Raw genomic sequence first — 13540 nt, forward strand, 5'->3', positions numbered from 1 at the left:
TTGTGTGATAAATGTGTGAGTAGGTGTGGTTTAGTTCAGCTTTTCTAGTAGTGCTTTGGCGACGCCCACGGAAGACTTGTTGTTTTGGCCTGTGATGAGCTCTCGGTCAATCACGATATGAGGCTGCCAATCTTGTTCTCCTCTCGTGTATTTGCCACCGGCTTTAGTAAGCGCATCTTGTGGCCAATAAAAGAGTTCATCACCACCTAGGTAATACTTTGTTGCAACCGCTTCTTCTGAGTTGCTAAAAGTCGTCATTTTATAGCCGTCGTATACCCAACCCTTAGCGGCTGTGGCCTTGCCGTTTGATTTCATTTGCTGCTCGAACTGCTGTGCATTGGGTAAAGCAGAAAGTAGCGCCACAGGTCCATGACAAACGAGCCCTGTGGGTTTTTGCTTGGCATTGAAGTGACGTAAAAACTGACCAAGCTGCGCATTACTGACTAAGTCGCCAAGTGGCGCGTGCCCACCTGGGACAAATACAGCATCAAACTGCTCAATGCCGATTTGCTCGATGCGAGAAAAGCTCATAACGGGGCTATGTGTCTTGTCGTCAATCATTAGCTGATTAAAGAGTGCTTTGTGTGCAGCGTAGTTTTCTTGGCTTACATCTAAAAAATGATCCGGTGTATCAGATACTGGGTCCAACCTTGGTGCCATACCCTTAGGTGATGCAAAGGTCAGAGTATGCCCAGCTTCTAAAAACAATTTAACCGGTTCCATCAGCTCATTCAGATAGACGCCTGTTTCGTAGTTTGAACCATTTTTTAAAGTCATTTGTGCGGTGTCCGACATCACAACCAGAATTTCATCGGCCAAAGTGAGCGGGCTCATTGTGAGTGCGGCCAGTGCAAATAGCGGTTTAAGTTTCATAACGGTTATTCCTAATAGTCTGTATGTCTTTTCGAGATGCATTCAGAATATGCGGTAGAGCTTCATTAATGAAATTAATAGCTGTAATATTGCTATTAGAAAAATTAATAGCTGGTGGGTGTTATGGGCAATATTTCAGATATTGAATTGAATCAATTAAGATTGCTGCAGATTATCTTTGAAACGAAAAACTTAACTCGTGCAGGAGAAAGAGCGGGTTTGACGCAGTCTGCGGTGAGTCATGTGTTGAAAAAGCTGCGTCACAGTTTTAATGACTCATTGGTTATTCGCCAAGGCAATCAGCTGGTATTAACGCCGAGGGCAGAAGCCTTAAAGCCTCAATTGGGGCGCTGGTTAAATGACTTTGAGCGGCACATTTTACATCAAGAGCAGTTTGACCCGGGAACCTCTTCGCGCATTTTTTATATTGCCACCAGTGATCTTGTCGAGCAGATGCTTGCAGGGCCTTTGCTGACGTACCTTGGTCGTATTGCGCCTAATATTCGAGTCGTGTTTACTAAGCTGGATAAACGGGGATTTGCCAGTCAGATTGAAAGTGGTGAGGTAGACTTTTCGATTAGTGTCATGGAGTCAAACCACCCAAGCCTTATGGTAACCACATTGTATCGAGATGATTTTGTTTCTATCGTGCGATGTGACCACCCACTGTTGCAAGGGCCAAATGTGCCAGAGGCTTTTTGCCAGTATCCCCATGTACTGGCTGGCACGGGTAAAGATATAAAAGGTATGGTCGATGATGCGCTTGCACAGGTTGGCTTATCTCGAACTGTGCAGTACAAAGTTGCCAACTTTTCGAGTGCGCCTTATATCGTCGAAGACAGTGACGCCGTATTTACAGCACCACGCAAGTTTATCCGTGCGATTACATCGCGGTTTAAAGTCACTGAGTTTGAAACACCTTGTGCGATACAGGGTTATGCCATGAAGATTTACTGGAATATCAGGAACAAAGATGATGAGGCCATCAACTGGTTGCGAAAGCAGATTGTCGCAGTGACGAAAGCGCATTAAGTTTGGTTTGTGATTAACCCCATGTGTTGGTGGCTAAACGCAATTGCCATTGTAACTAAGGCATGATTCATTATTATTCTCTAAAAAATGATTAAGGATAGTAGGATGCGTTCTATTTCTATTTGTGGTTTATTCGTGCTGATGGGGTGTGCTAATACAAATCTAGATCAAGCATTTGTTGAAGACAATTGGCGCTACGCCACGGATCCACATGGCAGTATAGTTATCCTAAAGGAGCCTCTAGTACAGGCAAATCGGGTAAAAATTGGATTTGATAGGGTGCCTCGTGTCGACAAAGCAAATAACTCTTGGGTGGAGCTGATTTATGACATTCCCGCGGGAGATTTGAGCGCGGTATCGGGTATCGCAATAACCTATGAGAGCGACCGCCCTCTGGTTATTAAGTTGTCGCAAAAAGAGTATGGAGGGGAAGGTGATAAAAGCTATGCGCACTATCAAGCTATATTACCTGTCGCTGCCACACCGACTTCTAAACGCGTCGATATTGCGAGCTTTGCTCGCCCTGATTGGACTCCCGAGTGGTCGCAGGACAAGGGCATCGTAAAAACCTCTGTGTCGGCGTTGTATTTTGTGCCAGATTTGACAGATAAAGCCGGAGGCAAAGCCCAAATGACCATTCACAAATTAGCGCTTTATTGATTCTACTTGGCCAAGTAAGAGGCTGTTTTGGGCTGCAAATGAGTCCACGAGTTGTGTTTTAAAGGCGCGGATCCGCGCCACTTCTCTCGAGTCGTGGTGTGACAGCATCCAGATATCAAAGGCAATGTCCGGTTTGCAGTTTGGCACTCTAATTAATTCAGGCGTTTTATCCCCTATAAAACAAGGTAAACGGGCAATACCTAGGCCGGATTTAGCCGCTTCTACTTGCATCGCCGAATGATTTAAACGGCAGATAGTTCCCAAATGTGCAAATGGCGAGGTTTTTATCCATTCAGGGTAGCGACCTAATTCACCCCAGCCAATGAGCTTGGCGCTACTTTGTTCTGTCCAAGGGTCGTGCTTGGCTAAATAGGCTGGCGTGGCGTAGTAACAGGTAGCAATTTTACCAACCATCCGACCTATCAAGGGTTCTGGTGGCATCATATTGTTGGGTAATATTCGAAGAGCAATATCAACTTCTCGTTCGTTTAAGTCCATAACTTGGCTTGATAACACCACTTCAATATCGATGTCTGGATAGGTTTGGCTGAATGAAGTTATCATCGGCATGAGCAAGTGGTTGGCTATCGCATCTGAGGTCGTAACACGTATTGCACCACTGAGCTGCGCGTCAAGCCCTTGAATTAAGTTACATGCAGTACCAATCGCTGACTCAGCTTGCTCTGCAAAGTGTACTAGCGTTTCGCCTTGCTCTGTTAATTTAAACCCAGAGACGTCTCGCTGGAATAGTTTAGTGCCTAAACTTGACTCCAACTGATCTATACGTCGTGTAATGGTTGAGTGGCTACTGCCTAGCTGCTGCGCAGTGGCGCGTGCACTACCACTTCGCACCATGGCTAAAAAGTAGTGAAGATCTTGCCAGTTCATGTTCGATTTTTGCAACATGATGTTCCAATAATGTCTGTATCGTATCGTTTTTAGTCCGCTTATAGTTACACCAGACAAAGAAATTGGCAACTAAATAAACGGTAAGTATTGCTATGAACATATACAACAAACAGACAATTAACGCACCCATCGAACAGGTATGGAAGTTAGTCGCAGAAGATTTTGCAAATGCATATAAATGGATGAGTGGGGTTGTGCACAGTTACGAGATAAATCATGGCCTAAAAGGTGAAACCCCTGTCGCTGGGCGTGTATGTAACTTAGAGAATCACGAGAACCCATTTCACGCCGTAGAAAATATTTTGCGCTTTGATAAAACATCACACACCTTAGTCTTTGAAGTTATTCCAGTTAAAGAGCGAGGCCCTCAACTACCCATTGTAAAAAACAAAGTGACGATTCAGCTAACGGCCACATCAGGCGGACAGACTTTAGTGCGCTGGCACAGCAACGTGACCCTTAAATGGATAGGAAAGGTGCTGTATCCAATTTTAAAGCTGGGCCTTTATAAAGCATTTTCGGATATTTTACAGGATTTGAAGGCCTATATAGAAACCGGCCACCCCAGCAAGCGCAAAGTGAGCTCAGACAAAAAGTTACTGGCGGCGACGTAGACAAAGCACATCTTTGCGCACAGATGGTTAAATGTAAATACACTCATAGAAGCTGAGTTTGGGAAGCCTTTGGAGGAGTGATTTAAGTACTTTGATAAAACTCAAAGTTGAAAATTCGCAGTTTTTGACGATGCTTAAAGGACTGAATGTTCACCTCAGTAATATTAAAAAGATTTGTATACTCAGACTGTAAGCGCAGTCTGACGTCCTGATCTTCGTTGTATTGCCGACTAGGGTGTGGAGCGTGGCTATTGATGTATCACTTCCTCTTTTTGTTTCGAAGCGCACAGTTGGGCGGGAATGAGTATTAAATACCGTCAGACACCTTGGTTCATGCCTGCTGTATCAGCTTTTTTGGTGCTGATGATTTTGCTTTACTTTAGTGTAAAAGAGCAATCGAACCTCATTGAAAAAGAACTGTTTGAAATAAAGGAGCAGCGGGCATGGCAAGCTGGATTCATTGCCGAACAATTAGAGCAACGCTTGCGCTATGCGTCCGCATCGTCATTTCGATTGGCCAAAGCCGTACAAACTCGTTTAGAGCAAGACAATTTAACCACAAAAAATAGCCTTGCAAGTATCACCCAGCCATACCCCGACGGGTCAATTCGAACGCGAGAAGCTGTATTTAGTGGCTTGCATCAGGCGGGTATATATTTGCCAGCAGGCGTTATGCTCACAGCTGAAAAGTCAAGGCACTTAATGCTTGTCAAAGAGACCGTTGAAATGTTTGGGCAAGGCGCACTTTCAAATCAATTTTCAGATACTTGGTTTATGAACGAAGATGGCGGCATTGTTATTTACTGGCCCCAAGAGCCGGATTTTGTTTTCAAGGCACCGGAAGGGTTTAGCTACTTAGGCAGTGCTTGGTTGGTGCCCAATGCGCCGCCGAGCACGTATTGGACTCCTTTGATGCAAGACCCAATACCAGAGCTACTCATGCTATCGGCAGTGACGCCTGTATATGTCGATGGGGTATGGCGTGGCTCTGTAGGGCACGATATCACACTACAAAGCTTGCTTGATAATGCGCAATTGTTAAAAGGCGAGCAACAAAGCGAGTTTATTCTACTCAATGAAAAAGGTTTAGTCGTTGCATCTGATGTAGCGGGGTTACTGCAAACAGGCAATGATAGAAACTTCGATACTCAGCTTATGGTGCGAGATTGGAATGAAGCTTATCAAAGCCTTTGGGCTCAAAGTGCCACTTATTTAGTCCATAAACAGCGGCTATATACGATGTCTACGATTAACTCTCAAGGTTGGGTATTTATGACCTCCACGCCACTACAACCTGTAACAGATAAAATAAAAAGTGCATTTACCGCATTGCAGAGCATGGCTTTTTTGAGCATTGCGGCAGAAGTCATCATTTTAACTCTGTTGTTTGCGTACTTTCACCGGCGTAATAAAGCGTATGTCAAACATCTTAAAGATGCGTCAGCGCTATTGGCTGAAGAGAAACTCCGTTACGAAACATTAGTGGATAAAATCCCTTCCATTGTGTATCGGTGCCTGAATGACAAATATTGGACCATGCTCTATTTAAATGGCGCGGTGGAGTTCGCAACGGGCTACCATGCCGAGGATTTTATTGACAACAAGTCGTTGGCATTTGCCGATATCATCTATCCAGATGATCAGGGTATGGTGTGGCAAGTTATCCAAGAGGCGCTCGATGTCAGTGGACGCTTTAAAGTAGTTTACCGAGTTATTCATAAAAATGGGCAAGTACGATGGATGATAGAGCGGGGAGGCTATAGCGATAATCAAGAGCACATTGAAGGCGTGATCACAGATATTACTGAGTTGAAAGAAGCTGAGCAGCAGCTGAAAGTGTCAAACATGACATTAGATGAAAAGGTGGCTTCTAAAACTGCTGAACTTCAAACGACCAATGAACAGCTGACCGAAAAAACCGCAAAACTCCAAGACTCGATTCTGACATTACAGGAAACACAAAACGAACTCATTGAAGCAGAAAAAATGGTTTCAATGACAAGTATGGTGGTGGGTATGGCCCATGAGATAAACACGCCGCTGGGGAATGTTGCGACTGCTGAGTCTACCATAGCAACCAAAGTAGAGCAGCTACAGTATGCGCTAGCACATGACCAGCTTAAAAAGTCGGATTTGGTGCAAAGTTTAGAGGTCATTCAATTAAGTCTGCAATCCAATGATGCAAGCCTCAAAGCGTTATTAAGCCTTAGTGAGCGGTTTCAGAGTTTGCATTACAGCCATGATGTAAAATTGGAGCGAGGTGAATTTTCACTTAAGCTCTTAGCAACGCAAATTGTGGAGAAGTTTACGACAACGCTTGGACGTAAGAATATTCAATTTGATATTAACATTGATGAGGGGCTTACTTTACATGGTTCGATTGAAGCCATTGATGAGGTACTCACCAAACTGATTGAAAACTCGCTCAAACATGGGTTTGTATCTTTAGATGACGGGCACATCTGGCTCGATGCCCACTTTGATACGCATTTGCATGCAGCGGTGATTACGTATCGTGACAATGGCAATGGTATCTCTCCCAGCATCGAAGGGAATATTTTTATTCCTTTTGCCTCGCAAGCCCTTAATCAAGGTGGTGGTGGTTTAGGGTTGAGTCGAGTTTATAACATTATTCGCTCGGAGTTTGAGGGCAAGATAGAATTTCAATCTCCCGAAAACCAGCAAGGAGTTTGCTTTGTGATTACGCTCCCCATGACTGAGTAATCTATTTTCCTGCTTAACCCTACATGCCTTCTTGATGACAAACTAGTTTGCCAAAAATCGTGTTTATTGTGTGATGAATCAAAATTTATTGTCACAGTTTCAATGTGCGTCGTGACTATGTATATAAGCTAGTTAAATTGGAGTGATGTGGTAATGTTGAATGATGCACTTGAACAAATGGAAATTAAACAAGAAGGCAGTATGAGCAGCTTAGACGTACAGTTGGCACAATTGGTACAGCAAGCAAAAAATGGAGATGAAAAAGCGTTTTCACAACTCGTAGAGCGACTCTCGAATATGGTCAGTAGCATTGCATTGGCGATTACCAAAGATATTGCCCACAGTGAAGATGTAACACAGAAAGTGTTTATCAAAGTGTGGCAAAAACTACATGAGCTTAAAAACAATGGTAGTGTCTTGCCTTGGGTGCGGCAATTAACACGCTACACAGCGCTTAATCACATTAGAGACTTAGGTGGCTCGCACGACACCGCGATGAGCAATGAAAATATTGAGATACTGTTGGCGCAATTAGCTGACACAGGCGCTAGTCAGGACAAAGCGCTGATTCAATGGCAGCAAAACGAAGTGCTTTATCATTTACTTGAAAGTTTACCCGATGAAAGTCGAGAGGTGGTCGTGCTATTTTATCGCGAAGAACAAAACTCTCGGGTTGTTGGCAGTTTATTGGGGATCAGCGAGAGTCTGGTTAGAAAGCGTTTACAGCGTACGCGTGCTGTGCTCAAGGAGCAGATACTTGCGCAATATGGCAAAGTACTCTTAGCCAGTGCACCGCTTGGTATGTCATCGGCGCTCGTGGCGTTGAGTGTAACCGCTTCACCGGTTGCAGCAGCTTCAACAGGCTCCATGCTGGCCAGTAGTCAGAGTCAATGGTTTATTAAACTGTTTGCTATGTTTGGCGGTGCGGTCTTTGGCGGCGGCATGGCATTGTTTGCAAATAACGTTAGCGCAAAACGGGCCCTCACTTATTTTGACGACCCACAAGTTGTCCGACGACTGCACAAAGAGCGAAGGCAAACCAATATTTGGATTGTGCTCAGTACGGTATTAATGAGCTTAGCCTACATGTATACGTCGGGTTGGCTTATGCCTGCCTTAAGCTTCGTGTTCTTGCTGGTGGGGGTGACTCGGTTTGTACTCAGTATGGCAGCCGCTAATCGGTCGCGTTTGTTGAAACAAGCAGAGTTTGATGATAGTGCATATCAGCGTCTCGTGCGGCAACAAAGAAATGGTTTTTTGGGGTTAGGGTTGGGCGCGCTGGGGGGAGCTTGCGGACTTATTTGGGGTTTGATTCTAAGTGGTCGATTCAGCCAGTTGTTATAAATCTATGAGGGTCAGTCTTATATAGAGCGCTAAGATTGACCCTTGAATTTTAATCTATATGACCGCCCCTTCGGCCTGTGGCCTGTGGCCTTGTGAGTGTGCATACATTTTTGAATGTGCTGTAGATCAGCAGCATAGACAATAAAATGAGCCAAAATAGCGGTGTAAAGCTGACGTTTGGTGTAGAAAAGTGCTTATCAAATTGAGGCAATGTCGAGAGATCGGTGATTGTGGGTCGCGCATTGCAGCCTTTACAAGGAGAAAAGTCGCCATTTTGATTGGCTTTGACTATCTCTTTTGCAAAAAAGGACTTTAAAGCTTGATGATGCATCTGTACCTGGGACATAAATGCGGTGTGCCGCGAAAGCCCATTGCCTGACAGCTCAACTAACATAGAATGCGTCAAAGTGGCTACAGATAAATATTTTAGCCACATGACTTTATCTAGCTGCGCCTGCTGTATTTGGTGGTATTGCACGTCTAATTCTTGCATCGCTTGTTCAACGGCGCTTATGGTTGCTATTTTTTTTGTTGCAAAATCACTTCTCGATCCATTGGCATTGGCAAGTTCTGGGTGATCTTGAAAAAACTGCGCTAACGTTTTTTCGGCGGCTTTTTTGGCTTCATCGGTGTGCGCTCTGAAGCTGTCTAAATATTGCATTCTAGAGGGCGTGGGGTTGGCATGGGTAATAAAGGTATTGATAAGCGCAGGCAGCACGACCACAAATGATAGCCAACACGTGACCAAGATAGCGGCATTGGTGGCGGCACTTTTTCCTCGACTATTCACCCAAGCGCACAACGCAAGCCAAAAGCAGCAGTACAACAGCGCAATGGTGGTAAAGCTCAACAGCACGGCAGGGTCAATATGTGGCCTAACTAATACAAATAACAGGTTACTGATCAGTAAAAAGGGTATCAATATAATAGCGCCGCGCAACAGAATTTGTATCGTTAAAAGCTGACTGGCGGATCCGCCTTGCAATAAAAAGAGGCGCAGTTGGCCGTTATGCTGCTCGTTTGATAGCGCATTAAAGCATATACCGATAATCAGCAAGGGCAGCAGGTATATCAGTACGAAACTGAGATCAAATTGGCCAAGCAGTAAGTTAAGTGGATGAACGTAGTCATATTGCTGAACAACTTGCTGCTTTTCCTGCACGAGCATTCGAAAATAATAGGGAAGTACGTCAGCTTGCCCGATGGCGATTGGGGATTGTGCAAGCGGTGGTTTAGTTGCGTAGTTGAGCATGACATAAAATGCTTGCGCGCGTAGGTCGTAGCGATCTTGCCACCAGTTCACCGGTTCCGTTGTCGAGAGCCTTTCTGGCAACTGGGTTGCAGCCGTTGTGATGCTGTCTTGCTGACTTTGCAAAGCTGTTTTGACGACCTTACTTTGCGTCTCGCTAAAAAGGTGGCCATTAAAAAATGCTAGAATTGCCAATACGGCACTGAATATCACTATGATGAAAGTGACCTTTTCACGACACAGGTGTTTAAACTCAGTACTGATTAATAACCGTTTCATCGCAGTGGCTCCTTTGTTAATTTTCGAACCGCGATAGCACCTAATAATAAAGCGGTCATAAGCCAGAGTATTAAGCCAACCCAATTAACTCGATAGTGATGGGCTAGCGCTTTAAATGCTGGAGGGTGATATTCAAATTTGGGAATTTGTTGCCATAATTCTAGGTTGGCGACATAGCGGCCATGGCGCTTATGCGCATTATCACGTTGATTGTGATTGAGCACGCGTTGCATCATACGTCGATGCTGTTCGGCCTGTGCTAAAAAATGTTGGTGATGATGAAAGTCACTGGCACTAAAAGCCATAGACAGTGATTGCACTGCTACCATAGGGCTTAACAAACTGGCTAAAAAGTAACTATTTGATTGCGCTTGCAACTGTTCTAGGCGCTCGCCAAATAAACGATCAAAGATTGCATCGGCATACTGCTCTCCAAATTGCAGTCTTGCTCCTGCATAGTCAAATGGGAGTTCGTTTGTAGAGTTCACCCCATAATCTTGCAATAAAGACTGCTTAAAGCGCGCCAACGCTAATTCACGTTGCTCGGTATATACTTCGCGCTTTAGTCGGCTCTGGAAGGCTTGGCTTGAATCGAGTGGGTGAGCTGCTGCGCTATAATTCATCGCCAACTTGGGCACTAACAAAGTAGAAAAGGCCCACAGAGTTAACAGTACAATGAGGCTGCGTCTCGTACTTTGTAATAGACAAGAAATCGCTACCGTTACAATCGACCACAGACCTACATAGCCAATATAAACACCAGCTAAACCGGCACTGCGTGACACTAACGTGGTGACACGACCTTGCTCAAATGAAATGGCGAATAGGTAAATCATAACGGGGAGGAGTAAGGCGAATGCGATGGCAAAAAGCACGCAGCATTTAGCGACAAACAATTGCATCGGGTGCACTCCTGACGCCAAAGTTTGTTTTAATGTGCCTTGTTCTTTTTCAGCTGCAAACATCGGGTAGCCTATCAACAGTATCAGCAGTGGTAACAGTACTTGCAGGACAAATGCAGGTGTTAGGGAACCAAAGCGTGCGATAGGGAGGTTGTCTTGTATGGTTCTAAACAGGCCGTCATTTCGGGTATGCGCTTCGAGACGCACTATGTTCCCTTGAAACGCTTGCAGCCCGCCATCAATGGCGATAAATGGTAACGCCGGTTTTATCACATAAATTCCGTAGTGGGCTGCCGAGTGAGGGCCCTTTTCCCCTTGGTTTAGCCAACGCTTTTGTTCTTGCTGCGCGACCTCTTTGGCATCATTTTGGTAACTCTGATAACTTTGCCAGCCTGTAGTACATGCGAGCAATAAAAGTAACGAAGCGATGAGGCATAGCCACCAAAGTTGGCCTTGGCGTTTGGCGTCTAACCACTCTTTTTCGAGTGTTAATTTAAACATTAAGCACCTACCTTGATGTGTTTTAAGTAGTGCGCTTCTAATTGCGTTTCTTGAAGCTGCTGATAACTCAGTGTGTCAACCAATTGGCCTTTGTTGATGATGGCCACTCGATGGGCGTCTTCTTGGGCTCGAAAGAGGTCATGGGTGGCCATTAAAATCGCAACGCCCTGTCTTGCTAGGCGCTGAATCAGTTGGCTAAACTCATGACTTGCGGATGGGTCAAGGCCTGAAGTCGGCTCGTCTAGAATCAAGACTTTTGCTTTCTTAGCTAAGGCAATTGCAATACCGACTTTTTGGCGCATGCCTTTTGAATAACCGGAAACGGGCTTGTCCATAGCGTGATTGGGCAGGGACACGATTTCGAGTAGGGCTCTAAAATCGCTGTCGGCCACCTTCACACCCGCGACTTTACTGAAGTAAGCAAGGTTCTCAAGTCCAGACAAACGCGGATAGAGTGCGACTTGCTCTGGGATATAAGCGAGCTGTTGACGGACCAAAGCCGCATTTTCTTGGGGGCAGTAACCTGCAACTGAAATACGGCCTTTGTCGGGACTCAAAAACCCTAATAAACAATTAATCGTTGTCGTTTTTCCTGCGCCATTTGGGCCAAGTAAAGCGAGTATCTCTCCTTGATTAACTGTCAAGCTTAGCCCTTGAAGCACCGTCTGATCGGCGAATGCTTTGACTAAGTTGTCTATTTGAATGACAGGACGCTTTGGTTGTGTGTGCATCGAGTGTAATCCTTAAAATACTAGAGCTGGGAAAAATCAGGAGATTGACTGCGGCTTAGGCAGGGTCATAAGTCACGCTGATTTTAATTTGTTATAACATAACAATTTGTATCAGGTTGTGGGAATAATTAAAAGAGGAACAGAGAAATCGTACTAATTTAATGGCATCGGCTGATTGCTTACGCCAAACCACATTAGGACCAAGGTACCGTTAAGGGCAGTACCTTTAGTTAAGCTGCTGATAAATAGTCAGTACCTCACTGGGCTCTGCCCGTGACGTATAATCCTCTTCGACAAATGCGTACTGGACGATACCGTCTGAATCAATGATATAGGTCGCAGGAATAGGCAGCACAAACTCTTTAAGTGCCGTGCGCTCGGTGAGGTCCACCCCCCATTTTAGCAACACTTGTTTAAGTGCGTCATTGACTTCATAGACCAATCCAAATTGCTCCATCACCGAAAAGTTAGGGTCAATTAGCACTGGAAAACTCAGGGCATTGTCATGTTGGACTTGCTCAGTAAAGCTTTGCGTTTCGCCAGATACGGCTATGAGGTTTGGCTTTAGAGGTTGTTGATTCATTAATTGCTGCCAAGCCTGTAATTCCAACATGCAATAGGGACACCAACCACCACGAAAAAAAGTAATAATAAGAGGGCGTTGTAATAAAGCATGCAATTTAACAGCATGGCCTTTGTTATCAAAGAGCGTGCCGTTCGGCATGGGTTCTGAAACTTGTGGGCCTTTAGTTTGGCGCTGTTGTTGTAACAGTGAGACATTACGGCTGAGAGTTTCTAATATTTCTGCGGGAGCAGATTGCTCATAAGTTTGCTTGAATTCACGTAAAGCTTGCGCCAGTGATGCCATAAGTTTTCACTCAGTTCGATTTGTGACTAAGGCTAAGTGTAGAGTGTGTATTGAGTTTCAACAATATTGATACGGCGAAGGAGAGGGGGGATTTTTTGGTGACGAGCTGTCAGCAACCGAGCATTTTTATTGTGAGTGATCAGCAATCGTATACAAATGAACATTGCTCCCTTATGCTAGTTTTCATTTGCGCTAAGGCAAGTCAATGATTTTAAATTTTAAGGATCTTTCGCCCAATCGAGTCTATCACACGCTTACTCAAACGGTGGTGCCTCGGCCTATCGCTTGGGTGTTATCAAAAAATACCGAGGGGACTTTGAATTTGGCTCCCTTTTCTTACTTCACTGCAATAAGTTCTGACCCTGCAATTTTAATGTATGCCGTGGGTCAAAAACCGACGGGAGAGTACAAAGACTCTGTCGTGAATGTCGAGGTGAACAATGAACTTGTCATCCATATTGCGGACAGTGATCTAGCAAATGATGTAACACAATCAGCAGCGACACTACCAAATGAGCAATCGGAGTTAGATTTACTCGATCTAAACCTAGTCGAGTTCACAGGCTTTAGTTTACCGAGGATTGAGAAGGCAAAGGTCGCTTTTGGTTGCAAGCTGCATAAGGTGGTGGAGATGGGTGAACTGCCAATGAAATTGGTCTTTGTCGAGGTTACTCAGGCTTATATCGATGACGAAGTGGTTGAGCTGGACGACAAAGGTCGCAGTAAAGTCGATGCGCTTAAGCTCGATCCGCTTGCGCGATTGGGGGGCGCTGAATATGCCAATTTAAAAGCGGTATTTAAATCCGAACGGCCACAATAGCAGTACCATGAGAAATGGGGTGAATGTCACCCCA

Annotated in this window: 12 protein-coding genes; 6 read left to right on the forward strand and 6 right to left on the reverse strand. The window is 44.8% G+C overall.

All coding sequences use genetic code 11. The features are described 5' to 3' along the window. Nucleotides 1-30 precede the first annotated feature (30 nt). Nucleotides 31-873 carry a type 1 glutamine amidotransferase domain-containing protein gene (locus A7985_RS14750; RefSeq protein ID WP_065791220.1) on the reverse strand — a complete coding sequence of 281 codons (843 nt, stop codon included), beginning with the start codon at nucleotides 871-873 and terminating at the stop codon, nucleotides 31-33. Between the two features lie 123 nt (nucleotides 874-996). Between A7985_RS14750 and A7985_RS14755 the strand changes: the two genes are divergently transcribed. Next, complete coding sequence (locus A7985_RS14755) at nucleotides 997-1905, forward strand: LysR family transcriptional regulator (protein ID WP_065791221.1); 909 nt, start codon at nucleotides 997-999, stop codon at nucleotides 1903-1905. A 105-nt stretch (nucleotides 1906-2010) separates the two neighbouring features. Then, complete coding sequence (locus A7985_RS14760; RefSeq protein WP_065791222.1) at nucleotides 2011-2565, forward strand: hypothetical protein; 555 nt, start codon at nucleotides 2011-2013, stop codon at nucleotides 2563-2565. Here the strand turns inward: A7985_RS14760 and A7985_RS14765 are convergent. Continuing rightward, the gene (locus A7985_RS14765) at nucleotides 2551-3471 is read right to left on the reverse strand and encodes a LysR family transcriptional regulator (protein WP_218061296.1); all 921 of its coding nucleotides are present in this window, start codon (nucleotides 3469-3471) and stop codon (nucleotides 2551-2553) included. The genes A7985_RS14760 and A7985_RS14765 overlap by 15 nt on opposite strands. Nucleotides 3472-3566: 95 nt before the next feature. Here A7985_RS14765 and A7985_RS14770 point away from each other — a divergent pair, with 95 nt between their 5' ends. The 3 genes from A7985_RS14770 to A7985_RS14780 all read left to right on the forward strand — a co-directional run bounded on the left by A7985_RS14770 (nucleotide 3567) and on the right by A7985_RS14780 (nucleotide 8156). Beyond that, entirely contained in the window at nucleotides 3567-4088 is a 522-nt protein-coding gene (locus tag A7985_RS14770; RefSeq protein WP_065791223.1) for an SRPBCC family protein, read from the forward strand. A gap of 300 nt (nucleotides 4089-4388) precedes the next feature. Further along, complete coding sequence (locus A7985_RS14775; RefSeq protein WP_081310586.1) at nucleotides 4389-6812, forward strand: ATP-binding protein; 2424 nt, start codon at nucleotides 4389-4391, stop codon at nucleotides 6810-6812. Between the two features lie 153 nt (nucleotides 6813-6965). Further along, nucleotides 6966-8156: an RNA polymerase sigma factor gene (locus tag A7985_RS14780; RefSeq protein WP_081310587.1), complete on the forward strand. Its 1191-nt coding sequence runs from the start codon at nucleotides 6966-6968 to the stop codon at nucleotides 8154-8156. Nucleotides 8157-8205: 49 nt separating this feature from the next. Here A7985_RS14780 and A7985_RS14785 read toward each other — a convergent pair whose 3' ends face one another. The 4 genes from A7985_RS14785 to A7985_RS14800 all read right to left on the reverse strand — a co-directional run bounded on the left by A7985_RS14785 (nucleotide 8206) and on the right by A7985_RS14800 (nucleotide 12686). Then, nucleotides 8206-9684, reverse strand: a complete 1479-nt coding sequence (locus A7985_RS14785) for a DUF3526 domain-containing protein (RefSeq protein ID WP_065791225.1) — start codon at nucleotides 9682-9684, stop codon at nucleotides 8206-8208. Beyond that, nucleotides 9681-11087 carry an ABC transporter permease gene (locus A7985_RS14790; protein ID WP_065791226.1) on the reverse strand — a complete coding sequence of 469 codons (1407 nt, stop codon included), beginning with the start codon at nucleotides 11085-11087 and terminating at the stop codon, nucleotides 9681-9683. The genes A7985_RS14785 and A7985_RS14790 overlap by 4 nt, the downstream gene beginning before the upstream one ends. Beyond that, nucleotides 11087-11818 carry an ABC transporter ATP-binding protein gene (locus A7985_RS14795; RefSeq protein WP_065791227.1) on the reverse strand — a complete coding sequence of 244 codons (732 nt, stop codon included), beginning with the start codon at nucleotides 11816-11818 and terminating at the stop codon, nucleotides 11087-11089. The genes A7985_RS14790 and A7985_RS14795 overlap by 1 nt, the downstream gene beginning before the upstream one ends. Before the next feature lie 226 nt (nucleotides 11819-12044). Beyond that, complete coding sequence (locus A7985_RS14800) at nucleotides 12045-12686, reverse strand: peroxiredoxin-like family protein (RefSeq protein WP_065791228.1); 642 nt, start codon at nucleotides 12684-12686, stop codon at nucleotides 12045-12047. Nucleotides 12687-12891: 205 nt separating this feature from the next. On the opposite strand from A7985_RS14800, the gene A7985_RS14805 reads away from it, so the two are divergent. Then, the gene (locus tag A7985_RS14805) at nucleotides 12892-13506 is read left to right on the forward strand and encodes a flavin reductase family protein (RefSeq protein WP_065791229.1); all 615 of its coding nucleotides are present in this window, start codon (nucleotides 12892-12894) and stop codon (nucleotides 13504-13506) included. Nucleotides 13507-13540: the final 34 nt, after the last annotated feature.

The organism is Pseudoalteromonas luteoviolacea (assembly GCF_001696455.1).
In the GTDB taxonomy this organism is placed as follows: domain Bacteria; phylum Pseudomonadota; class Gammaproteobacteria; order Enterobacterales; family Alteromonadaceae; genus Pseudoalteromonas; species Pseudoalteromonas luteoviolacea_C.